27 protein-coding genes and 4 pseudogenes are annotated in these 24972 nt (G+C 71.3%); 13 read left to right on the top strand and 18 right to left on the bottom strand.

Going from position 1 to position 24972, the window contains the following annotated elements; genetic code table 11:
- Positions 1–58: 58 nt before the first annotated feature.
- Positions 59–817 (bottom strand): annotated as a pseudogene (locus tag SXIN_RS11070) (tyrosine-type recombinase/integrase); the annotation flags it as partial.
- On the opposite strand from SXIN_RS11070, the pseudogene SXIN_RS32910 reads away from it, so the two are divergent.
- Positions 818–1067: pseudogene (locus SXIN_RS32910) on the top strand (NF041680 family putative transposase); the annotation flags it as partial.
- A gap of 142 nt (positions 1068–1209) precedes the next feature.
- On the opposite strand, the gene SXIN_RS11080 reads toward SXIN_RS32910, so the two are convergent.
- The 6 genes and pseudogenes from SXIN_RS11080 to mca all read right to left on the bottom strand — a co-directional run bounded on the left by SXIN_RS11080 (position 1210) and on the right by mca (position 4821).
- On the bottom strand, positions 1210–1569 hold the full coding sequence (locus tag SXIN_RS11080) for a hypothetical protein (protein ID WP_019710329.1): 360 nt from the start codon (positions 1567–1569) through the stop codon (positions 1210–1212).
- Positions 1563–1874, bottom strand: coding sequence for a hypothetical protein (locus SXIN_RS32095; protein WP_238153730.1), 312 nt, complete (start codon positions 1872–1874; stop codon positions 1563–1565). Before SXIN_RS32095 ends, SXIN_RS11080 begins: the two co-directional genes overlap by 7 nt.
- 178 nt (positions 1875–2052) lie before the next feature.
- The gene (locus tag SXIN_RS32100; RefSeq protein WP_238154037.1) at positions 2053–2820 is read right to left on the bottom strand and encodes a hypothetical protein; all 768 of its coding nucleotides are present in this window, start codon (positions 2818–2820) and stop codon (positions 2053–2055) included.
- Positions 2821–3106: 286 nt separating this feature from the next.
- Positions 3107–3472, bottom strand: a pseudogene (locus tag SXIN_RS32915) (helix-turn-helix domain-containing protein); the annotation flags it as partial.
- A 124-nt stretch (positions 3473–3596) separates the two neighbouring features.
- A complete protein-coding gene (locus SXIN_RS11095) occupies positions 3597–3944 on the bottom strand; it encodes a hypothetical protein (RefSeq protein ID WP_095756936.1) in 348 nt (115 codons plus the stop codon).
- Between the two features lie 4 nt (positions 3945–3948).
- Positions 3949–4821 (bottom strand): mycothiol conjugate amidase Mca, encoded by an 873-nt coding sequence (mca, locus tag SXIN_RS11100; RefSeq protein ID WP_039822603.1) that lies wholly within the window; start codon positions 4819–4821, stop codon positions 3949–3951.
- 116 nt (positions 4822–4937) lie between these two features.
- Between mca and SXIN_RS11105 the strand changes: the two genes are divergently transcribed.
- Both SXIN_RS11105 and greA read left to right on the top strand, forming a co-directional pair.
- Positions 4938–5348 carry a DUF4307 domain-containing protein gene (locus SXIN_RS11105; protein WP_019710333.1) on the top strand — a complete coding sequence of 137 codons (411 nt, stop codon included), beginning with the start codon at positions 4938–4940 and terminating at the stop codon, positions 5346–5348.
- 143 nt (positions 5349–5491) lie between these two features.
- Positions 5492–5992 carry a transcription elongation factor GreA gene (greA, locus tag SXIN_RS11110; protein ID WP_019710334.1) on the top strand — a complete coding sequence of 167 codons (501 nt, stop codon included), beginning with the start codon at positions 5492–5494 and terminating at the stop codon, positions 5990–5992.
- Between the two features lie 124 nt (positions 5993–6116).
- On the opposite strand, the gene SXIN_RS11115 is transcribed toward greA, so the two are convergent.
- The 3 genes from SXIN_RS11115 to ilvA form a co-directional block, all read right to left on the bottom strand.
- The gene (locus SXIN_RS11115; RefSeq protein WP_019710335.1) at positions 6117–6977 is read right to left on the bottom strand and encodes an ABC transporter permease; all 861 of its coding nucleotides are present in this window, start codon (positions 6975–6977) and stop codon (positions 6117–6119) included.
- Positions 6974–7957 carry a daunorubicin resistance protein DrrA family ABC transporter ATP-binding protein gene (locus SXIN_RS11120; protein ID WP_019710336.1) on the bottom strand — a complete coding sequence of 328 codons (984 nt, stop codon included), beginning with the start codon at positions 7955–7957 and terminating at the stop codon, positions 6974–6976. The genes SXIN_RS11115 and SXIN_RS11120 overlap by 4 nt, the downstream gene beginning before the upstream one ends.
- A gap of 304 nt (positions 7958–8261) precedes the next feature.
- Positions 8262–9512, bottom strand: a complete 1251-nt coding sequence (ilvA, locus tag SXIN_RS11125; protein WP_039822606.1) for a threonine ammonia-lyase — start codon at positions 9510–9512, stop codon at positions 8262–8264.
- Positions 9513–9665: 153 nt separating this feature from the next.
- Here ilvA and SXIN_RS11130 point away from each other — a divergent pair, with 153 nt between their 5' ends.
- The 3 genes and pseudogenes from SXIN_RS11130 (at position 9666) to SXIN_RS11140 (ending at position 11292) form a co-directional block, all read left to right on the top strand.
- A complete protein-coding gene (locus SXIN_RS11130) occupies positions 9666–10187 on the top strand; it encodes a MarR family winged helix-turn-helix transcriptional regulator (RefSeq protein ID WP_192883580.1) in 522 nt (173 codons plus the stop codon).
- 143 nt (positions 10188–10330) lie between these two features.
- Positions 10331–10768, top strand: a pseudogene (locus SXIN_RS32110) (sigma factor-like helix-turn-helix DNA-binding protein); the annotation flags it as partial.
- A gap of 248 nt (positions 10769–11016) precedes the next feature.
- Entirely contained in the window at positions 11017–11292 is a 276-nt protein-coding gene (locus SXIN_RS11140) for a hypothetical protein (RefSeq protein ID WP_019710339.1), read from the top strand.
- A gap of 76 nt (positions 11293–11368) precedes the next feature.
- Here the strand turns inward: SXIN_RS11140 and SXIN_RS11145 are convergent, their stop codons facing one another.
- Positions 11369–12532 carry a cystathionine gamma-synthase gene (locus SXIN_RS11145; protein WP_019710340.1) on the bottom strand — a complete coding sequence of 388 codons (1164 nt, stop codon included), beginning with the start codon at positions 12530–12532 and terminating at the stop codon, positions 11369–11371.
- Between the two features lie 165 nt (positions 12533–12697).
- On the opposite strand from SXIN_RS11145, the gene SXIN_RS11150 reads away from it, so the two are divergent.
- The 4 genes from SXIN_RS11150 (at position 12698) to SXIN_RS11165 (ending at position 16632) form a co-directional block, all read left to right on the top strand.
- Positions 12698–13804: a hypothetical protein gene (locus SXIN_RS11150; RefSeq protein ID WP_019710341.1), complete on the top strand. Its 1107-nt coding sequence runs from the start codon at positions 12698–12700 to the stop codon at positions 13802–13804.
- A gap of 201 nt (positions 13805–14005) precedes the next feature.
- On the top strand, positions 14006–14680 hold the full coding sequence (locus SXIN_RS11155; RefSeq protein ID WP_019710342.1) for a hypothetical protein: 675 nt from the start codon (positions 14006–14008) through the stop codon (positions 14678–14680).
- Between the two features lie 197 nt (positions 14681–14877).
- A complete protein-coding gene (msrA, locus tag SXIN_RS11160; protein ID WP_019710343.1) occupies positions 14878–15540 on the top strand; it encodes a peptide-methionine (S)-S-oxide reductase MsrA in 663 nt (220 codons plus the stop codon).
- A gap of 507 nt (positions 15541–16047) precedes the next feature.
- Positions 16048–16632, top strand: coding sequence for a DinB family protein (locus tag SXIN_RS11165; protein ID WP_019710344.1), 585 nt, complete (start codon positions 16048–16050; stop codon positions 16630–16632).
- A 127-nt stretch (positions 16633–16759) separates the two neighbouring features.
- Here the strand turns inward: SXIN_RS11165 and SXIN_RS11170 are convergent, their stop codons facing one another.
- The 3 genes from SXIN_RS11170 to SXIN_RS11180 all read right to left on the bottom strand — a co-directional run bounded on the left by SXIN_RS11170 (position 16760) and on the right by SXIN_RS11180 (position 19698).
- Positions 16760–17428: a hypothetical protein gene (locus tag SXIN_RS11170; protein ID WP_039822630.1), complete on the bottom strand. Its 669-nt coding sequence runs from the start codon at positions 17426–17428 to the stop codon at positions 16760–16762.
- Between the two features lie 787 nt (positions 17429–18215).
- The gene (locus tag SXIN_RS11175) at positions 18216–18830 is read right to left on the bottom strand and encodes a dihydrofolate reductase family protein (protein WP_019710346.1); all 615 of its coding nucleotides are present in this window, start codon (positions 18828–18830) and stop codon (positions 18216–18218) included.
- Positions 18831–19029: 199 nt separating this feature from the next.
- Complete coding sequence (locus SXIN_RS11180) at positions 19030–19698, bottom strand: lytic polysaccharide monooxygenase auxiliary activity family 9 protein (RefSeq protein WP_019710347.1); 669 nt, start codon at positions 19696–19698, stop codon at positions 19030–19032.
- 194 nt (positions 19699–19892) lie between these two features.
- Between SXIN_RS11180 and SXIN_RS11185 the strand changes: the two genes are divergently transcribed.
- Together SXIN_RS11185 and SXIN_RS11190 are read left to right on the top strand one after the other, a co-directional pair.
- Positions 19893–20180: a hypothetical protein gene (locus SXIN_RS11185; RefSeq protein WP_157916278.1), complete on the top strand. Its 288-nt coding sequence runs from the start codon at positions 19893–19895 to the stop codon at positions 20178–20180.
- A 330-nt stretch (positions 20181–20510) separates the two neighbouring features.
- The gene (locus SXIN_RS11190; RefSeq protein ID WP_019710349.1) at positions 20511–21464 is read left to right on the top strand and encodes a purine-nucleoside phosphorylase; all 954 of its coding nucleotides are present in this window, start codon (positions 20511–20513) and stop codon (positions 21462–21464) included.
- Positions 21465–21640: 176 nt separating this feature from the next.
- Here the strand turns inward: SXIN_RS11190 and SXIN_RS11195 are convergent, their stop codons facing one another.
- The 4 genes from SXIN_RS11195 to SXIN_RS11210 form a co-directional block, all read right to left on the bottom strand.
- The gene (locus tag SXIN_RS11195) at positions 21641–22015 is read right to left on the bottom strand and encodes a hypothetical protein (protein ID WP_019710350.1); all 375 of its coding nucleotides are present in this window, start codon (positions 22013–22015) and stop codon (positions 21641–21643) included.
- Between the two features lie 264 nt (positions 22016–22279).
- Positions 22280–22717 (bottom strand): roadblock/LC7 domain-containing protein, encoded by a 438-nt coding sequence (locus tag SXIN_RS30880; protein WP_107501148.1) that lies wholly within the window; start codon positions 22715–22717, stop codon positions 22280–22282.
- Positions 22718–22754: 37 nt separating this feature from the next.
- Positions 22755–23534, bottom strand: coding sequence for a hypothetical protein (locus tag SXIN_RS11205; protein ID WP_019710352.1), 780 nt, complete (start codon positions 23532–23534; stop codon positions 22755–22757).
- On the bottom strand, positions 23531–24019 hold the full coding sequence (locus tag SXIN_RS11210) for a hypothetical protein (RefSeq protein WP_019710353.1): 489 nt from the start codon (positions 24017–24019) through the stop codon (positions 23531–23533). Before SXIN_RS11210 ends, SXIN_RS11205 begins: the two co-directional genes overlap by 4 nt.
- 706 nt (positions 24020–24725) lie before the next feature.
- Here SXIN_RS11210 and SXIN_RS11215 point away from each other — a divergent pair.
- Complete coding sequence (locus tag SXIN_RS11215; protein ID WP_019710355.1) at positions 24726–24965, top strand: hypothetical protein; 240 nt, start codon at positions 24726–24728, stop codon at positions 24963–24965.
- Positions 24966–24972 lie beyond the last annotated feature (7 nt).

Consider the following 24972-nt stretch of genomic DNA (forward strand, 5'->3'; position numbering starts at 1 on the left):
GCCGACCTTGGTCCGGCGCGGCTCCTGCGTTGGGTGACAGCAGTAGTTGACGGCAACGTCAGCGCACGAGAGCGGGGCAGGGCGGCGGTTCGTCGTCGTTGCTGTTGACCGTCTTGGCGATCTCCGGGGTGCCGAAAACGGTGCTGAGGGTGTCGATGGCGTCGCGCTGGAGGCAGAGCCTTACGTGGGCGTAGACAGTGGCGGTGACGCCGATGTGGGCGTGGCCGAGGAGTTCCTTGATCACGACGAGTTCGACTCCCTGTTCCAGGAGCCGGGTGGCGGTCGAATGTCTGAGGTCGTGGAAGCGGATGCGGCGGAGGCCGGCCTTGCGGAGGAGCGTGATGAAGGTGCGTGTGATGTTGGTCGGGTCGATCGGTCGGCCTTGCGCGGTGGTGAACACGTGCCCGTCGTGCAGCCAAGAGGAGCCTGCGGTTTCCTGCTCGTGCTGCTGCTCCTGATGGAGCTTCAGGGACTGGACGCAGCGGTTGGGGAGGGCGATGCGGCGCTCGGAGGCCCGGGGCTTGGTGGGCACCGTGGTGAGCCCGCCGGTGCTGGTGCGCTGAAATGTGCGGCGGATTGCGGCGGTGCCCGCGTTGAGGCCGAGATCTTCCCAGCGCAGGCCGGGGAGTTCGCCCTTGCGGAGTCCGGCGTGGAGAGCGAGTTCGAACAGAGCGTGCAACCGGTGTCGGCGCGTGGCCTCGAGGAACTTGCGGGCTTCGTCGGCGGTGAGGGGTTCGAAGCGCCGGGGCCGTGGGGTGCCGGTACGGACGTTTCGCGCGACGTTGCGCGTGATCTCCTCCTCGGGCACGGCGTGCTCCTCGCCGAAGACCTACGCCGCCACTGGGAACGCCCCGTGAAGACCGAACAGCGCTCCCCGGCCCGCGTCCGGCGAGGGTTTCGCAACCTCCGCCGGAAGACGGCCCGCCCCACCGCTGCACCGAGACCGGGCAGGCCCGGCCCTGGACGTCCGCCCGGCAGCCGCAACCAGCACAAGGCCCACGTCCAGGACCTCGGCAAGACCTGAACGCGCCGAAACGATCAAGGAACACGAACAGCAGCGAGGTTAAACGTCAAGCTGAGGTACGCCCCCCGAGGCAGGGCAATCTCCGGAGTGGCCATAGCCTCCGAGGACTCATAGGGTGCGATCCGCTCCGGCCAGGGCGCGAACAGCTGCGCGGCCGGGACGGAACGCGTATGGCGGCGGCCAGGTCAGGCGCGCTGGGTCGGTTGCGAGGCGTTCAGCTCGTCGTTCTCGTCGACGATGGCGTCGAGGTCTTGGTAAGCCGGCGAGGGCAGGCGCTCGCCCCGGCTCACCGCGATCCGGTGCACATTGGCCAGTGCCTCGGTCAACTGAACCGACAACAGGTGCAGTTCACCTTGCGTCCACTGCCGACCATCCAGAACACGTTGTGCTTCCTGGATGAGTTCACGGGCCAGACCGAGCTGGGCCGACTCCACATGGTCCGCGAGCCGGGACAGGTACCCGGTTCCCTCACCCGCGAGATAGCACGGCTTGCCGTCCGATCCGGTCCAGGGCAGCAGACGCAGCTGACCCGCCGGGCTCACCATGTCCGTACCCCAACTCCGCCGACCAGCCCGGCCTCGATGTCGATGCCGTGTACGGCCAGCCGCACGACACGTCGCCGTGCCCGTCGGTGCTGTTGCTCCCGGCGCTCGTGCGCGACCAGGTACGGGCGAACCAGCCCGATTTCCTCACCCGGCAGTACCGGGGAAGTCGATGCGCGGGACGGACGCGCGATCGGCGCCTCCACAGAGAGGCCGGTAGATGGTTGATCGGGGCTCCGATGGCGGCCCGGCGCGGGCAACAGCAGCCGCAGCAGCGGCTCGAAGATACGGGCGATACAGTGCGGCACGTCGACGCTCCTTGTCAGCGTTGACCATGCCCCCGGACCGTTCTTTCCCCAAGCTCTCAACTTCGTTCGAGCAGGGGAGACCCCAATGGTCGCGGGGGTCCTGACGAGACGTCAGCCTGCCGACCGGCGGTGCACGGCGGTTGCACCAAGAAGTGCAATCGCCCTTGCCCGGGATCTGCTATATCCCGACCCACTCCGCGTACTGCGCCAGCGAATTGCTCCGCGTCCGTTCCTGCCGCCTCAGGGCGAGTACCGTCTCTCGAGCGGTCGGGTGGTAGCGGGTCTGCTGCGGGGCGATACGCCGGGCCTGGTGCAGGCAGTCCAGCGCCCGCTCCGGGTGACCTGACCAGGCATGGGCACGGCCGAGGTCCATCCAGTGGTGCCCTGCCCGGGAACGGGTCCAGCCGCGCGGAATGCGGACATCCTCGGCGAGTTCGATCGCACGTCCGAAGTCGTCGGCCTCCGAGGCGATGGCCACGGCATGAACGCCGACGTTCACCGGTCCCCAGCTGACGCCGAAGTCGGGCAACTCCCCTGTGGCCAGGGCGAGGGCACGGGCTTCGGTGAGGCGGGCGTCGGCGTGGTTCCGGTCCTTCATACGACCCGCGATCGTCGCGGCGCGCAGGTGCAGCATGCCCCGCATGGCCTCAATACCTGCCGGTCGGCGTGACTCCTGGCCATCGAGGTCCCGTAGGGCCCGGTCGACCACCCGCAGACCCACGTCGTACCGCCCGGACGACATCGTGGTCTGCGCACGCAGGACGGCATGCATCGCGACCAGTCCCGGCTCGTCGGCGCGCGGCGCGGTCCACGCCAGCCGGTCCAGCGCGACGGTCGCGAGATCGAGGAAGCCGAGCTTCCATGCCACGGGAACACACAGCGGAACGTCTCCGCCAGAACTCGTAGGCCAGCCGCTGCTCTTCCCCCGTACTGGTGTGCACGGCATGCACCGACTCATCGATGAGAACGGGCAGATCGCGCACCATGTCCGTGTACTGCGCCTGGCGGCGCTGCTCCAGAGAACGCTGGACATCCGCCCAGATCAAGGCAGCCGGACGCGGAGCTGTCTCCCAGTCCAGCGCGATGTCCCAGTTCTCCAGACCTTCACGGATCGGCTGGATCAGCGCGTCCATCCGGTCCCGGCGCAGTTCCTCGGCGTACGGCTGCCCCAGCAACTCGGACGGGGAAACACCCAGCGCGCGGGCACAGGCAGCGACAAGAGCCGGGGAGGAGGGTTTCTGCCCGCATTCCACCTTCGACACCAGCGACTTCGACACATGTGCCCGCATCGCCAGCCCCTGCTGCGTCAGACCGCGCTGCTTCCGGATACGGGCGATCCGAGTACCAGCGTGCTCCTCAGTGCTCTGCGACACGGCGAACTCCGTTCTGCGGCAACACTCCGACGGTACCCCCGCCAGACCGCCCGGGATCAGCCGAACAAGGATCACCCGGACGGCCACCTGAGCCGCATCTGCCAGCCCGAGCATCCGACCACACCCCAGCCGAACGACCAGCCGACGGCCACGGCGTACCACCAAAGCGGCCCTGGCGTGGAGGCGTCGCCGGCTGAACCAGTCGATGTACTCGGCGACGGCCATCTCGACGTCGTTGATGCCGGTCCAGGGCGCGGTTCAGCGCGCGGTCCGCCCCGAGTCTCCGTCCCCTCCGCCGTCTACGCGGAAGGGAGCGGCGGCCCCGGCGCGGACCGCGCCGGGCCCGGTGTCAGTCCCCGGTACCGGAGGCGGGGCGGTCGGCGCCGCCGGTGCCGGTGGTCCCGCCCGCCCCGGAAGCCGTGCTGGAAGCCTCGCCGGAGCCGGCCGCCTTCCGGGCGGCCGGGACGGTCTCCCGCTCGCCGGCGGCGTCCCGCTCCGGAAAGTCGATCTTGGTGAACTGCTTGCTCATGTTCTTCATCAGCAGCCAGACGGCCCCGCCGAGAAGAGCGAAGACGATGAAGCCGAGGACACCGGGCGTCACCTTGTTCTCGTCCAGCTCCTTCGCGAGCGGGACGAGCTGGGTCATGGCCTGGTTGCCCCAGGCGGAGGCCAGGGGGAGGGTGCTGTCGATCGTCATGGGGTCAATTCTCCCGGATGCCCGCGAAGAGGTCGTCCTCGGGGAGGGAAGTCTCCACGTGCGACTTCACGAGCTCGTACTCCTCGGTCGGCCAGACCTCCTGCTGGATCTCCATCGGCACCCGGAACCACCCGCCGTCCGGATCGATCTGGGTGGCGTGCGCGATCAGCGCCTTGTCCCGGACCGGGAAGAACTCGCCGCACGGCACATAGGTGGTCAGCGTCCGCTCCTTGCGGGCGAACTCCTCCCAGCGCTTGAGCCACTCGCCGTAGGGGGACTCCATGCCGCGGTCCAGCAGCGCCTCGTGCAGCGCGAGGGTGCGGGGCTTGTTGAAGCCCTGGTTGTAGTAGAGCTTCAGCGGCTTCCAGGGCTCCCCGGCCTCCGGGTAGCGCTCGGCGTCCCCCGCGGCGTCGAAGGCCACCATCGAGATCTTGTGGGTCATGATGTGGTCGGGGTGCGGATAGCCGCCGTTCTCGTCGTACGTGGTGATCACGTGCGGGCGGAACTCGCGGATGAGCTTCACCAGCGTCCCCGCCGCCTGGTCCACGTCCTGCAGCGCGAAGCAGCCCTCGGGCAGCGGCGGCAGCGGGTCGCCCTCCGGCAGCCCCGAGTCCACGTAGCCCAGCCAGGCCTGTTTCACGCCGAGGATCTGGCGGGCCTCGTCCATCTCCTTGGCCCGGACCTCGTGGATGTGCTCCTCGATATAGGGATCGCCCTGCAGCTTGGGGTTGAGGATGGAGCCCCGCTCCCCGCCCGTGCAGGTCGCGACCAGCACGTCCACCCCCTCAGCTACGTACTTCGCCATGGTCGCCGCGCCCTTGCTCGACTCGTCGTCGGGGTGGGCGTGCACCGCCATCAAACGCAGTTGCTCGGTCAAGACTCATCCTCGGTCAGTGGTCTCGGCCCCCTCCGCCGCTCGGAGACGGCGCCTTCTATAGTGACCGAAGCGGGAGCCTATTCATTCCACCGTTCCCGGGCCCCGGAGGAACCACGATGACCGCCACGCGCACCCCCCTCCCCGAGGGCCGGTACGGCCGCTCGGCCGACGAGCGCACCGACCGGGTGCTCAAGGTCACCGGAGCGGTGCTGGGCGCCGGGATGCTGGCGCTTCTGGGCTGGTTCGGCTACTCCTACGTGTCCGGCCAGGACGTGACCGGCGAGCTGATCAAGTTCCAGGTGGTCTCGGACGATTCCGTGCAGGCCCATCTCGAGGTCCGCAAGGACGCCGCCACGCCCGGCCTGTGCACCCTCCGCTCGCTCTCCGAGTCGGGTGCCGAGGTGGGCTGGAAGGACGTCCGCTTCGACGAGCGCGAGGACCGGATCGACAAGGTCGTGACCCTCCGCACCACGGAGCGCGCCACGGCCGTGGAACTCCTCGGATGCCGGCCCGCGCCCGGCGCCTGAGCTGCGCACACCCGGACGTACCGGTTTTTCTCCCTTCCCTTTTCCGCCGGAATTGTTAGGCTCGTGGTTTCGCCCACCCGTGACGGCGCAAACCCTACGGGTAGGGCGTTGCTTTGTATTCCCAGCACGGACGAGGAGCACCTGTGACCCAGACCAGCGACAACGTCACCTGGCTCACCCAGGAGGCGTACAACCAGCTCAAGGCCGAGCTGGAGTACCTGTCGGGTCCCGCACGCACCGAGATCGCCAAGAAGATCGAGGCGGCTCGGGAAGAGGGTGACCTGCGGGAGAACGGCGGTTACCACGCGGCCAAGGAGGAGCAGGGAAAGCAGGAGCTTCGCATCCGCCAGCTCACCCAGCTGCTGCAGCACGCCAAGGTCGGTGAGACGCCGCCGGACGACGGCGTGGTGGAGCCGGGCATGGTGGTCACGATCGCCTTCGACGGCGACCCGGACGACACGACCACCTTCCTGCTCGCCTCCCGCGAGTACGCCAGCGCGTCGAGTGTGGAGACGTTCTCCCCGCAGTCCCCGCTGGGCCAGGGAGTGAACGGCAAGCGCGTCGGCGACGAGGCGCAGTACGAGCTGCCCAACGGCAAGATGGCCTCGGTGAAGATCCTGGAGGCCAAGCCCTACAAGGGCTGAGCCCGCCCCGGCCACCGCGGCCGGCCCCACGCACGGCGGAACCCCCGGCCGTTTCCACCGGGGGTTCCGCCATGCGTGGCCCTGTGGCGACCGCCGCCCGGCCGGAGCCGGGCGGCGGGACCGTTCAGGCGGCCGCGGAGCGGTACTTCCGCACGGCGAGCGTGCGGAAGACCGCGATGATCAGCACCGACCAGACGACGGACGCCAGCACCGGGTTCTGCATGGGCCAGGCATCCGCCACCGGATAACCGGCCGGGAGGTTGCCGAACAGTTCCCGGCACGCCTGCACCGTCGCGCTGAACGGGTTCCACTCGGCGATGTGCCGGAGGAAGGTCGGCATGTTGTCGGAGGGCACGAAGGCGTTCGAGATGAACGTCAGCGGGAAGAGCCAGATCAGGCCGCCCGAGGTGGCCGCCTCCGGGGTCCGGACGGAGAGCCCGATCAGCGCGCCGATCCAGGAGAAGGCGTAGCCCAGCAACAGCAGCAGGGCGAAGCCCGCCAGCATCTTGAGCACGCCCTCGTGGATCCGCCAGCCGACGAGGAGGGCGACGACCGCCAGCACTATGACGGTCAGGGTCGTCTGGACCAGGTCAGCCAGGGTGCGGCCGGTGAGCACCGCGCCGCGCGCCATGGGCAGCGACCGGAAGCGGTCGATGAGGCCCTTGTGCATGTCGTCGGCGATACCGGCGCCGGCGCCCGCGGTGGCGAAGGTCACCGTCTGGGCGAAGATGCCCGCCATGAGGAATTCCCGGTACAGCTCGGGGCTGAGGCTGCCGCCCACACTGATGGAGCCGCCGAACACATAGCTGAACAGCACCACGAACATGATGGGCTGGATCAGCCCGAAGATGACCATCTCCGGGATCCGCATCATGCGGATGAGATTGCGCTTGGCGACGACCAGGGAGTCCTTCGCGGACTGGACGACCCCGCCGCGCGGGCGCGGGGCGGCCGTGGCGGCCGCCGTCTTGGTCACGGCGCTCATGTGGCGGCCTCCTCGGGCTGGGCGTTCTCCTCGGCGCGGCTCTCGGCCGCATGGCCGGTGAGGGAGATGAAGACGTCGTCGAGGGTGGGGCGGCGCAGACCGATGTCGTCGATCTCGACGCCGCGGCCGTCGAGTTCACGGATGACCTCGGCCAGGAGCTTGGCGCCGCCGGTGACCGGGACGGTGATCCTGCGGGTGTGGTCGTCGACGCTGAGCTCGCCCTTGCCGAAGCCGTCCAGCACCTCGGTGGCCGTGGCCACCTGATCCCGCTCGTGCACGACGACCTCGACGCGCTCGCCGCCCGTGCGGGCCTTGAGCTGGTCGGAGGTGCCGCGGGCGATGACCTTGCCGTGGTCGATCACGCAGATGTCGTGGGCGAGCTGGTCGGCCTCCTCCAGATACTGCGTGGTGAGCAGCAGGGTGGTGCCGCCGGCGACGAGCTCCTGGATGATCGACCAGAGCTGCTGCCGGTTGCGGGGGTCGAGTCCGGTGGTCGGCTCGTCCATGAACATCACGGGCGGGCTGACGACGAGGGCGGCGGCGAGGTCGAGACGGCGCCGCATACCGCCGGAGTAGGTCTTGGCGGGCCGGTCGGCCGCGTCGCTGAGGTTGAAGCGTTCGAGCAGCTCGACGGCGCGAGTCTTCGCGTCGCGCGCGCTCATCTGATAGAGCTGCCCGACCATCTGGAGGTTCTCGCGGCCGGTGAGGTATTCGTCGACGGCGGCGAACTGGCCGGACAGGCCGATGGAGCGGCGGACTTCGTTGGGGTGCTTCAGCACGTCGATGCCCGCCACGACCGCGGAACCGCTGTCGGGCCGCAGCAGGGTCGTGAGGACCCGTACCGCGGTGGTCTTCCCGGCACCGTTCGGGCCGAGCAGCCCGAGCACCGTGCCTTCGGGGACGTCGAGGTCAACGCCGTCCAGTGCCCGCACAGCGCCGAAGGTCTTCACCAGACCCTCGGCGTAAATGGCGCCTGGCATGGAAAGTCTCCTGGTGTTATTGACTTTTTAAGATGAATTGTGCGCTCTGCCCGACTCCGCCGGGCGGCGGACAGCCTCCGCGGCCCGGCGCCGGGGGAGGGCGAGCAGGGCGGCGCGGGGACGCCACCCTAGCGTACTCACGATATATCGCGTCAGCCGGTCACGTAGGTCCCGCGGTCCGGCCCCCGGCCGGATCACGGCCGTCTTGCCGTTCTTCTCGTCTCCCCCGTCCCCCTCACGCGTCTCCCGTTCTTCTCCCGGCCGCCTCCCTGGCCGCGTCACGGGCGGCGCACCGCCCGCCCCCTCACGGCAGGACCGTGTAACCGGCCTCCCGGATCGCCTCCCGCACCTCGGCGCAGTGCTCCGGCCCCTGGGTCTCCAGCCGCAGCTCCACCTCCGCCTCCGCGAGCCCGAGCCGCGGATCGGTCCGGGCATGGCTCACGTCCAGGACGTTAGCGTCCGCCTCTGACAACACCCCGAGAAGCGTCGCGAGCGAACCCGGACGGTCCGTGAGCCGCAGTCGCAGCGAGAGATACCGGCCCGCCGCCGCCATGCCGTGCCGCAGGACGTGCTGCAGCAGCAGCGGATCCACGTTCCCCCCGGAGAGCACCGCCACGACCGGGCCCTCGAAGGACTCCGGCTCCGACAGCAGCGCCGCCACCGGGCTCGCGCCGGCCGGTTCCACCACGAGCTTCGCCCGTTCCAGGCACAGCAGCAGCGCCCGGGAGAGCGCGTCCTCGGTGACGGTACGGACTTCGTCCACCAGTTCGCCAACGATTTTGAACGGCACGTCGCCCGGCCGCCCCACCTTGATGCCGTCCGCCATCGTCGACAGCGCCCCCAGCGCCACCGGGTGCCCCGCGGCCAGCGAGGGCGGATAGGCCGCCGCGCCGGCCGCCTGGACCCCGACCACCTTCACCCGCGGCCGCAGCGCCTTGACCGCCAGCGCGATCCCCGCCGCCAGCCCGCCGCCGCCCATCCCCACCACGATGGTGCCGACCTCGGGGCACTGCTCCAGGATCTCCAGCCCCACCGTGCCCTGCCCGGCGACGATGTCCCGGTGGTCGAAGGGGTGGATGAACACCGCGCCCGTCTCCCGCGCGTACTCCTGGGCGGCCCGCAGCGTCTCGTCGACGACCTGCCCGTGCGTCCGCACCTCCGCCCCGTACTCGCGGGTCGCCGCCACCTTCGGCAGCGGGGCGCCGACGGGCATGAAGACGGTCGACCGCACGCCCAGCAGGGAGGCCGCCAGCGCGACGCCCTGGGCGTGGTTCCCCGCGCTCGCCGCGACGACGCCGGCCGCGCGCTCCTCCGCCGTCAGCCCCGCGATCCGCACATAGGCGCCGCGCAGCTTGAAGGAACCGGTGCGCTGGAGGTTCTCGCACTTCAGATGGACGGGCGCGCCCACCAGCCGGGACAGATGCCGGCTGCCCTCCATCGCCGTCACCCGGGCGACCCCGGACAGCATCTTGTGCGCGGCGCGCACATCCTCCACGGTGAGCACGGACGGGACGGCGGACTTGTGGTCCGCTTCGCAGCCATTGGTTGCAGCCATGCCGCCAGTCTCGCAGGGCCCCCGGGTCCCCCGCGTCCCACGGATCGCCCGGCGGGCCCCGTACCGCCGGTTCGCCCGGCGCCCGTACGGCATCCGGCCCGGCCGCGTAACCTGTGGCCATCCCATCGCCCCTTCACGAAGTGAGCCCAGGCCATGCCCCCCACTCCGGATGTGACGACTCCCCTCGACCGCGGCCTTCTCGACGACCTCCAGCACCAGGTCGCGGTCTTCGCCCGGCGCGCGGAGCAGACCCGGCTCGGCGGCGTCGGACAGGTGCGGAACTCGATGGACCGCGCCGCCTACCTCCTGCTCAACCGCCTCGACCGGGAGGGCCCCATGGGGGTCAAGGCCCTCGCCGCCGGCATGGGCATCGACTCCTCGACCGTCACCCGGCAGGTCGCGCCGCTCGTGGACACCGGCCTGGTCAAACGGGCCTCGCACCCCGAGGACGGCCGTGCCGTCGTCCTCGAACTCTCCCCGCGCGGCCAGGCCCGGCTCGACGAGGTGCGCTCCTCCCGCCGGCAGCTGATGGCGCTGCTCACCGAGGACTGGACGGAGGAGGAGCGCACGCTCTTCTGCGGGCTGCTCACCCGCTTCAACACCGCGCTGTCCGCCCGCCACCACACGGTCGCGCCCGCGTCCCCGCAGGATGTGCCCGAGGTTCCGTCCTCCTGACCCACGCGGCACCCTCGCCGCGGCCTGCCCCGCCCCGGGCGGGCGCCGCGTCCGGGCCCCAGGGCCCCCGCCGCCGGGGCACCCTCCCGCCGGCCTCTTGACCGGCCACCCCGGCTGCCGTCCCATGGAGGGCGGGAGGCGCTGTGCGAGAGCGGTGGCTGGAGCAGGACCGCCGCCGGGCCCGGGAGTTCGACGCGTTCGTCGCGGGCGCGGCCGGCCGGCTGCTGCACACCGCGACGCTCCTCACCGGCGACCGGGCCGCCGCCGAGCGGCTGCTGACCGCCGCCCTGGCCCGCACCTACGCCGGGTGGGACCGGCTGCGCGGCGACGACCCGTACGACCTCGCCCGCCAGGAGCTCGCCGCCCGCTACGCGAACACCGCCTGGCGCCGGCGCCGCCCGCACGGCGGGGTCCTCGACGGACTGACCGCGCAGGAGCGGCTGATCGTCGTCCTGCGTCTGCACGAGGGGGTGCCCGAGGAGCAGACCGCGGCGCAACTGGGCCTGCCCGCCGACCGGGTGCGCGCGATCTGCCTGCGCTCGGTCTCCCTGCTGCGCTCGTCGTCACGCACGGCCCGGAGAGGCGGGCCGGAGAGGACGGAACGGGCCGCGGACGAACCCGTGGACGGCGGCGCGCCGGGCCGGGCGGCTCCCCGCACCGGGAGCGGTGACGCGGGCGGTGACGCGGGCGGTGACGCGGGCGGTGACGCGGGCGGTGACGCGGGCGGTGACGCGGGCGCGCGGCGCCGGACCGGCGGCCCGGGCGGACGCGCCGCGCGCCCGCGCCCGTCCGCGTCCGGAGATGGCCGGGAGAGCGGGGGGAGCCGGCCATGAGCCACGTCGAGCTCCCCGACCTCTCCGGCATACCGGACCACAAGGAGGAGATGGTCCGGCGGATGCTCGACCGCCCGCATCCGCCGGTCCCCCCGGATCTGGCCGCGCGGGCCGCGGCCCGCGGGAAACGCGCGGTGGCCCGCCGCCGGACGCTGCGCGTGCTGCTGCTCGTTCTCGCGGGCGCGGCGGTCGGCGCCCTCCTGCTCTGGGCGGTCGCCACCCAGCCCTGGTCACCGCCCGAGAGCACCACGCCGCCGGTCGGGGGCCTCTGACCCGGCGGACGCCCCGGCGCGTGCGCCGAGGCGCACGCCCGGCGCATGAACCGGCGCGCCGCGGGCGTCGCAGGGCTCAGCCCAGGGCTTGCGCCAGGTCTGCCAGCAGGTCGTCCGCCGCCTCGATACCGACGGACAGCCGTACGAGATCGGACGGCACCTCCAGCGCGGAGCCCGCCGCCGAGGCATGCGTCATCCGGCCCGGGTGCTCGATCAGCGATTCGACTCCGCCCAGCGACTCGCCGAGGGTGAAGAGCCGCGCCCGGTCGCAGACGTCCACGGCCGCCTGCTCGCCGCCCGCCACCCGGAACGACACCATGCCGCCGAAGCCCCGCATCTGCTTGGCGGCGGTCTCGTGGCCGGGGTGGTCCGGCAGGCCCGGGTAGAGCACCCGCGTCACCCTGGGGTGTGCGGTCAGCATCTCGGCGACGCGCTCGGCGTTGGCGGTGTGCCGGTCCATACGGACGGCGAGGGTCTTGATCCCGCGCAGCACCAGCCAGGCGTCGAACGGCCCGGCGATGGCCCCCATCGCGTTCTGGTGGAACGCCAGTTCCTCGCCCAGCGCGTCGTCGTTCACCACCAGGGCGCCGCCGACGACGTCCGAGTGCCCGCCCATGTACTTGGTCGTCGAGTGGACGACGACATCCGCGCCCAGGGCCAGCGGCTGCTGCAGATACGGGCTGGCGAACGTGTTGTCGACAACCAGCCGGGCGCCGGCGCCGCGCGCGACCTCGGCGACGGCGGCGATGTCCGTGATGCCCAGCAGCGGGTTCGACGGGGTCTCCACCCAGACCACCTTGGTCCGGGGAGTGAGCGCCGCCCGCACGGCCGCCGGGTCGGACGAGTCGGCGACGGACCATTCGACGCCCCAGCGCTCGACCACCTTGGCGAACAGCCGGAAGGTGCCGCCGTAGGCGTCGTTCGGGATGACCACGTGGTCCCCGGGCCCGAGCAGCGTACGGAGCAGGCAGTCCTCGGCGGCCAGGCCGGACGCGAAGGCCAGCCCCCGGCGGCCCCCCTCCAGCGCCGCGAGGTTCTCCTCCAGCGCGGTGCGCGTCGGGTTGGCCGAACGGCTGTACTCGTAGCCGCCGCGCAGCCCGCCCACGCCGTCCTGCTTGTACGTGGAGACCTGGTAGATCGGCGGTACCACGGCACCGGTGGCCGCGTCGGCCTCCTGTCCCGCGTGAATGGCAAGGGTCTCGAAGCTCGTGGCTCCGTGCTGCTGGTGCTGGTCGCTCATGGGCCCGAGAGTAGTACCCGGGAAGGCCGCGCCCGGAACTTGAGCGCACCGCCCGCGAGTAGAGAGAGTGGGGGCGCGACACTGGGAGCGTGCCACGCCGCCCGGACCCGCGCGGGCCGCGCCCGACCCGCCACCGTGACCGCACAGGACACCGACAGGACCTCCATGGACATGCTCTTCCTGCTTCTCGCCCTGACCATGATCGGCGCCGTCCTGGTCGTCTTCCTGCGGCGCATGCGCGCCGGTGCGCAGGCCGCGGGGGGCTTCAGCGCCGCCACCGACCCGCAGCGCTACGGCTTCGCCCCGGTGGACCAGCTCGACGTACGGCTGCCGGGCCCCGACGAGGAACTGACCGGGGCGCTGGACGAACTGGCGCGCACCCAGGACTGGCGCCCCGCCCAGCGGCTGCTCGCCGCCACCGCCGACCACGAGCTGCGCTGGCAGCGCGTGCAGAGCCTGGCCGGCGCGGCCTCACACGAACTGGCGGAACGGCCCGGAGAGGGCGGCCGCTGGCTGCGGACCTGGCGGGTCGAGGCCCCGAAGGACGCCGGGGCAGCCGTGGTGCACGCCGAGTTCCTGGTGCACCAGGCCCGGCAGACGGCGGCCGTCTCCGGTGCCGGCTCGGACGAGCACCGGATCATCCTGGAGGAGGCGCGCTCCGTGTGCGCGGACGCCGCGCTGCTGGCGCCCGGCGACCCCACCCCGTACATCGTCGAACTGGCGGTCGCCCGCGGTCTCGGCTACCGGCAGGCCGACTTCGAGGAGCTGTGGAGCACCGTCACCGCGCGTGCCCCGCACCACATGGGCGCACATCTGGCCGCGCTGCACTACTGGTGCGAGAAGTGGCACGGCTCGAAGGAACTCGCGGACGCCTTCGCCCACCGCGCGGCGGCCGCGGCCCCCGAGCGGAGCCTGCTGCCCGCGCTGCCGCTGTTCGCGGTCTTCGAACATCTGCCCGAAGTCAACACCGTCAGAAGCCTCTACCAAAGCGATGTCGTCACCAAGGCGGTCGAGGGCGCCCTCTACGCCGTCCGCGGCGCGCCCGCCGACCACCCGGTGATGCCGCACGTCCGGCATCTGCTGGTGTGGTTCCTGGTCCGCGCGGAGCGCTGGGCGGACGCGATCGAACAGCTGGCGCAGGTGGACGGCCACGTGGGCGCGGTCCCGTGGTCGTACGGCGCGAACCCGGCGGCGGAGTACGCGGCCCACCGCGCCATGGCCGTCGCGGGCTGGGAGTCCTCGGGCGGCACCCCGGCGACGATGCCGCACTGAGCGGGGCCGGGCCCACGGCGTCCCGGTCGGGGCGGCACCCCGGAAAGGCGAGGATCGGCGCACCCTATGATGCTGCCTGCCGGAAGGCGAAAATCCGTTCGCCCCGGGTGACACCGGGGGGAACACGCCCACGGATACCGAGCCGCCCTCGTCCAGGCGGACACCACCACGAAACTGGCCTGGGAGGTCCGCGGGGCCCATGTGGCACAGCACACGACCGCCCAGCAGTTCGAGGGGTTCCACGACCTGCTGATGCGGTCCCGCGAGCAGATCGCGCGCGCGGCCGCACTCGCCCCCGAGGACTCGGCCCCGCACGTAGTGGAACTCTGGACGGCTCTGGGCCTCGGCTACTCGCACGACCAGCTGCGCTCCCTGTGGTCCCTGATCACCGAGCGCGCCCCCCACCACTACGCCGCCCACTACGCCGCCCTGCAGTACTGGTGCGCGAAATGGCGTGGATCCGAGGACCTGGCGCGCGAGTTCGCGGCCCGCGCCGCCGCCTCGGCACCCAGGGGCGCCCTGCTGACGCTGCTGCCGCTGATCTGGTGGTACGAGCACAAGGACGACGACGCACGCAGCGGGGACTACCGGACCGCCGCGCTGATCGCACAGGTGGACGCCGCGCTGGAGGATGTCGCGGCAGCACCGGCGGACCACCCCCGTCTCCCGGAGGCCCGGCACCTGCTGGCCTGGTTCCTGGTGAAGCAGAAGCGCCACACCGCCGCCCTGGAACAGTTCCTCCTGGTGGACGGCTACGTGGACGCCCTGCCCTGGCGTTACCACACCCATCCGCAGGCGGTCCACTGCGCGGCCCGGGAGATCGCGGTACGCAGGACCCGCAAGGAGACCCTCAAGGTGCGCCGTCCCCAGAGCTGACGCGCAGGGGCGACCCGCCCTGCCCTGCCCGAGCCGCGCCGCAGCCCGGCCGGGAGGCCGCGAAGAAGCGGGATCCGCCGCGCGCTCTCCGCACGGGCACCTGCGGCGGGAGGTCCCGGAGTTCCTCCGGATGCGGAATCCCCGGCCCGTCCCGTACGTTCACCAAAGCGGACACCACAGCCGAGGAGCGCCCGCCCATGTTCTGGAACCGCACACCGCAACTGCCCACCCCCGAGCAGGCCCTCGAAGGCCGCCCGGAGCCGGGGTACACGGTCCCCGACCGCCACACGGTGCTCGGCAATCCCCTGCTGGGCCCGTACCCGGAGGGCCTGGAGATCGCGGACTTCGGCCTCGGCTGCTTCTGGGGCGCCGAACGCAAGTTCTGGCAGACCCCCGGCGTCTGGACGACCCTCGCCGGCTACCAGGGCGGCCACACGCGCAACCCCGCGTACGAAGAGGTGTGCAGCGGCCTGACCGGCCACACCGAGGCGGTCCGCGTCGTCCACGACCCGGAGGCCGTCTCCTTCGAGGCCCTGCTCAAGCTCTTCTGGGAGTCGCACGACCCCACCCAGGGCTTCCGCCAGGGCAATGACGTCGGGACCCAGTACCGCTCGGCGATCTACACCCACTCCCCCGCCCAGCAGGCGGCCGCGGAGTCCTCGCGCGACGCGTACCAGGCCGTCCTGACCGCCCGCGGCTACGGCACGATCACCACGGAGATCCTCCCGGCCGACACCCGCCCCTTCTACCCGGCGGAGCCATACCACCAGCAGTACCTCGACAAAAACCCGAACGGGTACTGCGGCATCGGCGGCACGGGTGTGTCCTGCCCGATCGGGGTAGCCCCGGCAGAGGGCTGACCGCCTCGCATGGGCTTCACGAACGTTGCGTCGTCTCAACACCCCCAGTATGCGGATTGTCTCCAATGCTTCTGCATGAGTTATCCACGGCGAAATTTATTCAATACGGTGCAACTGAGTAGCCCTCATCGATTCACGGGCCGCTTCTTGCTCCATCCGCAAACAATCAACCCCTCCTCCTTTCCCTCGGAACTCTTGCTTGCAAGCACTGAGGGTCCATCTCAACGTCAAGCCACCCCACATCTTCCGCAACTCCGCTATATCTTCACAGAATTCTTGACCACCTCCTCAAAGCAAGACGGAATACTCGCCGGTGGAGGGGATGCAGGGAATTGCACATCCCCTCCACTCCGCGCACAGCCGTAAGAGGCTGTCTCACGTGGCAAGTTCCGCAAGCTTCTCAGTGGCTCGGGGGTGTGGCCATGGCCGGGCTTCTGCACTGCCGGTCGTTGCGGTCCGCGTCCGGGATCTTGAGGCCACGAGTAGCCCGTGGCAGGCTCATGCCGCATGATCGATGAATTCGCGAAGAACAGCCTGCACGGGCGACTGCGGCGGGACCGCAAGGCGCTGCTCTGGAAGCTCGACGGCCTGTCCGAGTACGACGCCCGCCGACCTTTGACAGTGACCGGGACCAACCTCCTCGGCCTGGTCAAACACGTGGCCGGCGTCGAGGCCAGGTACTTCGGCGAGGTCTTCGACCGGCCGTCACCAGAACCGCTGCCCCGGTGGCAGGACCACGACGGCAGCGATCTGTGGGCGGCTGAGGACGAGGCGCGCGATCAGATCATCGAGTCCTACCGGCGCACATGGGAACACTCGGACGCGACGATCGACGAGCTTGCCCTCGATGCCCCGGGCCACGTGCCGTGGTGGCCGGAGCCCTATGCCAACACGAACCTGTTCGCCATCCTGGTCCACGTCCTCGGCGAGACCAACCGGCATGCCGGGCACGCCGACATCCTGCGCGAAGGCGTGGACGGCCGAACCGGGATGCGCCCCGAACACGAGATGCAGATCAATGAGGACGCCCGCACCGCCTACTGCGCGAAGATCGAGCAGGCCGCCAGATCGGCCGCATCAGCCGAGGCATAGAAGCCTGTCCCTGAAGTGCGGTTGAACGTCAGCAGTACCTCGATAATCTTGCCGGGTACGGGATCGGCGTCACACGCTGCAATCATGCGGTTGCGGCCAACGCCGCTGTGCGTACTGGGCCCCGTTGTCATTCCCCGATCGGCGCCGGACTGACGAACACGGCAAGGTAGCGAAACTCACCCCCAAGCCCGTCCAGAACGGAGTACGGCTCCCATGCGAGGGTGTATGTGCCCCGCAGCGTGCACGTGTTCGACTCGTGAGAGCCATCAGCCCACAACAGCGTCCCTGCGAGCTCACGTCCCTGGTGGATCCTGAAGGCGTGATCCCGAGTACGTCGGCGGTCGGGGTTGGGCGGATTCCACAGAGACGCCTCGTTGGTCAGCATGAAGGCGAGACCGTTTTGATCGGATCGGCGGCAGAAGCGCTCCAGCCTGGCTATGTCTCGGACGAAGTGCAGGCGAGCAAGGTCGGTGGCGGCATGCGCCTTCAAGGCGTACCCCTCGGCTGGAGTACCAGCCGTTCCTGTCCAACCTCGGGTGAAGTACTTGAACTCGATCACGGTACGCGCCTCGGGCCCGATGCACAGCAGATCAAGGTACTCGGTTCTGTCGGACAGTCGCTGCGGCACCTCGAGTCTGGAGTGCATCTCCGGCGCCAGCTCCCAGAGCACCCGAGCAAAACTGTGCTGAAGGTCGGCTTCGGAATGGAAGACCGGCCTGTGCCGGCACATCTGCGCAATGACCTCACGGATTGAGGTCTGTCCGGCAATGGTCTCGGAGCCGTCCATCGGTGCCATGGTCACGGCGCCATTGAAGTGGTCTCTCGACGAACACTCAAGCCGTTGCCCGGTGCGATGCGTCGGCTTCCGCCGAGGCTTCAACCACCAGCTCGTCCAAACGAACTCGTGGAGGAGGTCGTGTGCCGTCCCTGTGGACACTCGATCACGCGAGTGGGCGATTCTGCCTGGCGCCACGATGCAGCTCCGCCCATGTCGCGGGGGCTGTCGGGCAGCGAGCTTTGATCGGGACGGCACCTGGGACGACTCACTCGACCGAGCGTGGAAGGCAACCCCGCCGAAGGGGCACCGCTGAGGTCCCCAACGCTCCAGGGACGCCACGGGTCACACGGCAGCGCAGGCTCGCCAACACCGGAGTGTCCTGCCCGATCGGGGTGGCGCCGGCCGACGGGTGATCAGCCGGTGGATGGTCAGCCGTGGCCAGCGGCGATCGCGTCACGACGGAGGTGGGGGGTGGGGTCACGGGTCCCGTTCCAGTCCCGGGCCGGCTGCCGGGGACCTTCCACACCCACCCCCCATGGCCGCCAGTCCCTCACGATCTCCGTCCGGCCGGTACCACGCACCGTATGCGGGACCGCTGACAACACGGCGCCGCCCGGGAAGCCCGGCCTCGTAATCACCCGGCGCACCGCAGATCCGACCGCCGGGGCTGGGGCGTGTCACACCACAGGACGCCGGGAAGCAGGTGGGCCTCTGCCTCTGCCCGTAGCCGGAGTCGGCCGTTCGTCCGCCTGCCCGCCCGCCTCACGAGCCGTCCTCGTCCACCGGTCCGGTCACCCGCGCGGGATCACCGCACGAAGCGGTACTTCAGGTGGGTGGCGAGGGGCGTGTGGACCACCCCGAGGGGCTCCAGGTCCCGCCGCCCGCTGCCCAGTCCTTCGAAGAGCCGCAGGCCGTCCCCGAGGAGCACGGGCACCACATGCAGGTGCAGTTCGTCGATGAGCCCCTCCCGGAGGTACTGCCGTACCGTGCTCGCGCCGCCCGCGATGTCGACGTTCCTGTCCCCGGCGGCGGCCCTCGCCCGGTCGAGGGCGCTGTGAATGCCGTCCGTGACGAAGGTGAAGGTGGTGCCGCCCTCCTTGACCAGGGCCGGGCGGGGGCGGTGGGTGAGCACGAAGACCGGGGCGCGGAACGGCGGGTTGTCGCCCCAGAACTCCTCGCCCGTGTCGTACATCATCCGGCCCATGACCACGGCCCCGGTGGCCTCGAACCACTCGCGCATCAGCTCGGAGTCGCGGTTCTCCTCCCCGCCGGTCATGCCCTGGCGCTCCCGCCAGCTCGCCAGGTTGTGGATCCACTCGAACAGTGGCTCGCCGCCGTCGCCGCCCGGGTTGTCGAGGGTGACGTCGGTGCCGGCCATGAAGCCGTCCAGGGAGACGGCCAGATCCGCGGTTACGGTCACGATGGGGGCTCCTGAAGTCGTGGAACGTCATGCCTTCACCCATGCGTCGATCGGGAAGCGGCACATTCGACATCCTCCCGACACGCGACTGTCCCCGCCTGCCAGAGGCCGACAAGAACCGGCGGGAACCGGCGGGAACCGGCGGGGCCCCGCCGGACGGTGCTGCGTCCGGCGGGGCCCCTGGTTCGGCGGACCGGTGTCAGCGGAAGTTCACGTCACTGCAGATGTAGTACGACTGGTCGGCGTGCGAGGCCTGCCAGATCGTGTAGACGACGTGGTGGCCGCTGCGGCCCGAGGTGCGGATGTCGACCGGCATGGTCCCGCTGGGCGCGATCCTGCCGGTTTCCGCCACCAGTTCGAGATCGCCCCAGCCCAGCCGCTGCGTGGCCGGGTCGAAGCCCTGCTTGGTGACGTAGACCCGGATGTAGTCCGCGCCGTGGTGGGCCTGGTCCGTGAGCGTCACCGTGAAGGCGGCGCCGACGTCCGTGGTTTTCCACGGCCCGGGTGTGTCCATCGAGGCGTAGCGGCCGTCCCCGGTCAGGCCGGCGCTGCACAGCTGCCCGTCCGGGATGGCCGCCCGGTGGTTGCCGCCCACGTTCTCCCGGTACAGCCCGTTCCAGTTCCACATCGCGTTGGTGTCGTCCTGCCACGCCTGCCAGCACATGGGGTCCTGCTGGGCCATGGCCGGGTTCTGGAAGTCGCTGCCCCAGCGTTCCCAGCAGCCGTAGTTGCGGGACGCCGGGTCGGTGACCGAGCCGTGGGCGACGGCGGTGCCCGACCAGGGGATCAGGCAGAGCAGTGCCGCGGACAGCAGGGTGAGGACGCGGAGCGGCCACGAGGACGGCCCGCCGCGTTGATGCCAATGCATGGGAGATCTCCGCCTTCCGGCTGTGGGCTTCGGAAATGGGAGCGCTCCCACAACTACCCCTCTGTATGAACCCCGAAACACTTCACCCGGGAACTGCGAGGCACCAGCCGGCGCCGGGAACCCCGCACTCCCCATCCGTCACAGAGTCGCACCGCTGGGGGGCGTCAGAACGGCGGGTGGGCCATGCTGGTGTGATGACTCAGGTGCGCGCCGAGATTCTGGTGAATGGCACGTGGCTTCCGGTGTATTCCATCCACTCCGCTCCCCACCTGGAACACGAGCCCACCGTTCTCGAACCCGTTTCGGCCGACGAGACCATGGTCGATCTCGTTCTCCGGCCCCGGCTGGAGAAATGCCTGCAATGGCAGCGGCCGGTCTGGGTGACCTGTACGGACGGCACCACGGTCTTCTACGCGGCCGGCGCGGCGGGGCCTTTCCGTATCGCGCCCGTCCGCCCCGGCCCCGACACCGGCTGGCGATGACACACACCGCCGGCTCCGCCCCGGCGCTCCCGTCCGCCGGGGCCGCCGCACCGCGCCGCCGGCCGCCCCGGCGCCCGTCCCGCGGGGCCGCGGAGCCCGCCCCGTACCGTCCGCTCCGCCGTCGCGGGGCGGACGCCCGTACTCCGTCTGCCGCGGTCCGCGGTGCGAAGGCCGAAACGTCTTCCTAGATTCTCAGCCATAGCGATTCCGGCATCGCGCCCCAGCGCGTCCGGACCGCTTTCGCCACCGGCCGGCGCACGAGCCGGCCGTCTCAAAGTCTCGGCAATGGGAAAATCCATGCAGCGATGCGCAGCGTTCCTGTCCCGTCGAATGTCCAGCTTCGCCATCACGCTGGCGGTCGCCCTCGCGGCCGCGGTCGTTCCGTCCTCCTTCGGCACCGCCCGGGCCGAGGAGAGTACGGGCCCGAAGAGATTCGATGTCGGTGTGCTGGTGATCACCGCCTTCGATGTCGAGACCCGCCCCTGGCTGGAGCGCGAGCACCTGCCGCTCCGGATCGACGTGCCGGGGGCGCACCGCCCCCTCCACTGCGACCGGCGGGGGCTGTGTGTCGTCGAGACGGGCCAGGGGAAGACGCGTGTCGCCACCAGCATGACGGCCATCCTGAGCAGCCCCCGTCTCGACTTCCGCGACACCTACTTCCTGAGTGCCGGGATTGCCGGGACACCGCCGGACGGCGGAACCCTCGGGTTCGCCGCCTGGGCCCGCTGGGTCGTCGACTGGGACCTCGGGCATCACGTCCTCCCGAAGAGCGCGCCGGACATCCCCCACGGCTACCTCCCCGTCGACACCGGCACCAACGCGTTCCGGCTCAACGACGAACTGGTCCACCAGGCCTACGAACTGACAAAGAACGTCGAACTGGCCGACAGCCGGGAGGCCGCTGAGCTGCGCCGCCGGTACCCCGGCCAGGCCGGCCGGCGGCCGTACGTCGACATCTGCGACACCATCGCGGGCGACGACTACTGGGCGGGGCGGAGACTGTCCGAGACGGCCCAGTACATCACCGACATCTGGACGCACGGACGCGGCGAGTACTGCACCACCCAGAGCACCGACACGGCCGTGGCGGAACCCCTCGCCGTGTACGGCCACCTCGACCGCTACCTCAGCCTCCGCACGGCCAGCAACTTCGACCAGCCGTACCCGGGCCAGACCATCCGTGAACTGCTGACGGCGCCCTGGCAGGGCATCGCGGTCGAGAACGCGTACCGCGTGGGGTCCGCCATGGCGGACGAGCTCCTCGTCCGGCCCTCGGGCCGCTGACCCGCCGCCCGCCCACCCCCGCGGGAGACCCGCGGCGGAAAGGGCGCGCGGAGCTCCCGTCCCGCCGCGGGGAGCCGGAAGGCAGGCCGTCCTTCCGGTTCCCCACGGGAACGGGTGTGCGGATCGTCCGGCGGTGCGTCCGCACCCCGGCCGGGTCCGGCCCACCCGACAGCGGGTCAGACCTCCAGGCCCGCCTCGATCTGCTTGAGCTGGTGGCGGGCCATCGCCAGGTTGGCGCGGCCGCGGTCCAGGGCCAGGTAGAGGAAGAGACCGCTCTTGCCGCGGCCCTTCATCAGCCGGATCAGGTGGTACTGGCTGCCCAGCGTGATGAGGATGTCCTCGATCTCGTCCTTCAGCCCCAGGTGCTCCATGGTGCGCACCTTGGCCCGCACCACGTCGGTGTTGCCCGCCGCTGCGACGCCCAGATCGAGGTCCTTGCCGCCGCCGAGGGTTCCGAGCGCCATGCCGCTGTTGAAGTCGACGAGCGCGACGCCGACGGCGCCCTCGATCGACGTCATCGTCTCCTTGAGGGCGGTTTCCGTGTTGCTCATATCCGTTCCTTCTTCCTTTCCCTGTTGGGTTCTGTTCTGTGGGGGTCTTTCCGCCGGGGCGGACGGACCGGGTGGACGGGCGGAACCGCACGCCCTCGCGTCCGTACGCCCCCGCCTCCGTGCACCCGCACGCCGCCGGACGAGGCACACTCCGTACCGGGACGGCGCCCGTACGCGCACCCCGCGGGCCCGTACTCCGGCCACCCGTACTCCGGCACCCGTGACCGGGCTGGCAGAGCCGGGCAGCCCGCCCGGGCCCGCTGTTCAGCCGCCCTGCTCCGGCCGTTCGAGTGCGCCGTCGACCATCTGCCCGATGCGCGCCCCGGACCGCCGCGCCTCCAGATGGAGCCGGCCCACGTTGGTGCGCGGCCCGGCCAGGACGGTGACGACGGTCGCCGTTCCGGCCGCGTAGGTCGCGACATAGCCCCGGTCGCCCCGGGCCAGCAGTTCGCGGAAGCTCCCGCGGCCGGTGGCGTCCGTCAGCCGCAGGGCGACCCCGAGGGCGGCCGCGGTCAGTGCGGCGACTCCCTCGGCGCCCTCCCCCGCGCCGTCCTGGGCCAGGACGAGTCCGTCGGCGCTGGCCGCCAGGGCCCCGGTCACCCCGGGCACGCGGGCTCGCAACCGGCCCAGTTCCTCCAGGATTTCGGGTTCCGCTTTCATCAGCTGCCTCCTCTCGGCGCGCTGTCGGAGTGCTCGCCTCATGACACCGCTGAGGGGGCCTCATGGGCGGACGGGGAATTCACATGGCCTCCAGTGCGGCACGGAGCCGGCGCAGCAGTTCGACGTCCGGGTCGTCGGAGATGTCCGCGACCCAAGCGGGCAGGGCGGGCGGGGGCGGCGCTTCCCCCGGGCGGGGCGTCTCGATGTGCCCCGCCGCCGCGAGCCTCCGTATGTCCAGCAGGGCGTGGAAGGCCGGGCGTCCCAGCAGCCGGGCGATCTCCGCGGCGGTGCGCACCCCGTCCGCGAGGTCCAGTACGGCCCGCTGCCTGCGGGTGACCGCCGGCGCCCGGATCGGGGCGCGCCGCACCACGGGGGCGGTGTCGACCTGCGGATGCGGCCACACCGCCTCCAGCAGCGCCCTGCGCCGCCGGGTCTCCCGTTCGACGGCCTCGACGCGCACCGGCCGTACGGGGCCGAGCCAGTGCGCGGCGCCGTGGCGGAAGCGGACCGGGCCGCGGCCCGGGGCCAGCGCGAAGTAGGCCGCGTCGAACAGCGCGCCGAGATGGCAGATCTCCAGTTCGCCGCCGGCCAGCCGCCCGCTCTCCACCAGGAAGCGGCCGACCTCCCGGCGGGCACCGGCCTGCGCGATCGCCTCCCGCCAGCCCTCGGCGGGCAGACTCCCGCCGGCGGCCAGCAGGATGTCCAGGCCGGGGGCCGCCGGGCTCTCCGCGTGCACGATCCGCCCGTCGACCAGGTAGAGCGTGCCGGACTCCCCGAACAGCGCCCCGGTTGCCCGCCGTGCGGCCATGCGGACCAGGAGCGGCGAGAGCGCCGGCCGTACCGCCGTTCCCGTCCTCATATCAGCGCCAGCCGTTCGACCAGATCGCGCAGCCGCAGCCGGGCCAGGGCCAGGTTTCCGTCGTCCCGGCCGAGCCACAGGTAGACGAAGACGCTGCTGTCCAGGGTGTTCTCGACGAAGCGCAGCAGGTGGTAGCCGGTGCGGGTGGTGAGCAGAACGTCCTCCACGGGGACATCCGCGTCCCTTCCGCCGGGCACCCGGGCCGAGGGCTCCGCGAGGACCGGCTGTTCTCCGCCGCCCCTGTGCTCCGGGGCGGCCCCCTCCCGTGCGCTGCCGGCCCCGTTCTCCTCGGCCGAGCCGAACGCGGTGTGCTCGGCGGCCAGCCGGGCGATCTCGGCCAGCTCGGCCGCGGTGACCTCGTGGTCGCCGTTGGGGGCGTCTCCCGCCGTGCCCAGGGCGAGCCCGCTCGTCCACTCGATCACGGCGGCACCCCGCGCGCCGGGCAGCACCATGGCTTCCATCAGGCACTCATCGATTCCGGACACGCCGGTGTCCTCCCCATCCCAAGCGTGCTGAGGCGGGCGTCACCCCGCTCCAGTGACCAGGAGGTTACGCAACGTGCCCCACTCGCACGGGAATTCGGGCATTCTCCTGCGGCATATCCGGGCGGTCGCATAGGGTGACGGCGCCCTCGCTGCGTGTCCGTTCGCGATGCGCGCGGGCGGCGCCTGCCGCCGCGGCATCCCCCCAGGCCGGACGGGCGTCGGCCGGCCCGGCGGAGGAGTCCGGCGGATGGCGGACGGCCGAACCGTCCTGTCCCGAGGCGCTGTGCGGGGCCCTCCGCGCCCCGGCCCGTCACGCCACCGCACCGCCGCGCCGCCGCGCCCGCAGCCCCGCAAGGTGTCGCGCACCGTGGACGGCCGCGAACAGCGGGTATACGGAAAGCGAAGAAAGTGGAGCCGGAGCCCGTGACTGTGTTAGCCCTTGTCCACGAGATCCGGCCGAAGGAAGCGGTGCAGCGTGAGCGGTACGTCGATGGTCGTCCTGGGGATCGGCTTCTGTATTGCCCTTTTCCTCCTGTTCGCGGCCCCGAAGCGCGACGGAAGGCGGGACTCCTGAGAGAGCCCGCCACGGGCCCGGGGCGGCGCCGCGCACGCACCCGGCCCCGGCCTCCGTACGCCACCGCGCGGCCACCGGACCCCGGGCAACGGTGTCGGCGTCGGTGTCAGTGCCCGGATCTACGCTCCGGGCATGGACTCACAGGACCCGCAGCACATCGGAGCCCTCTTCGGCGCGATGATCCTCGGCGTGGAGCTTTCCGAGGAGCCCGCCCCGGCGGACTCTCCCCTCGGCCGCGCGCAGGCGATCCTCGCCGAGCACGGACCGGACGCCCTCACGGACGAGGTCTTCACCGCGCTGCGTGACGGCCACCCGCTGCCCGCCGGCGCGATACCGGCGGACGGACGGAAGGGCGGAACCCCGCCGCGCTGATCACTCC

This window comes from Streptomyces xinghaiensis S187 (genome assembly GCF_000220705.2).
Taxonomy (GTDB): Bacteria; Actinomycetota; Actinomycetes; order Streptomycetales; family Streptomycetaceae; genus Streptomyces; species Streptomyces xinghaiensis.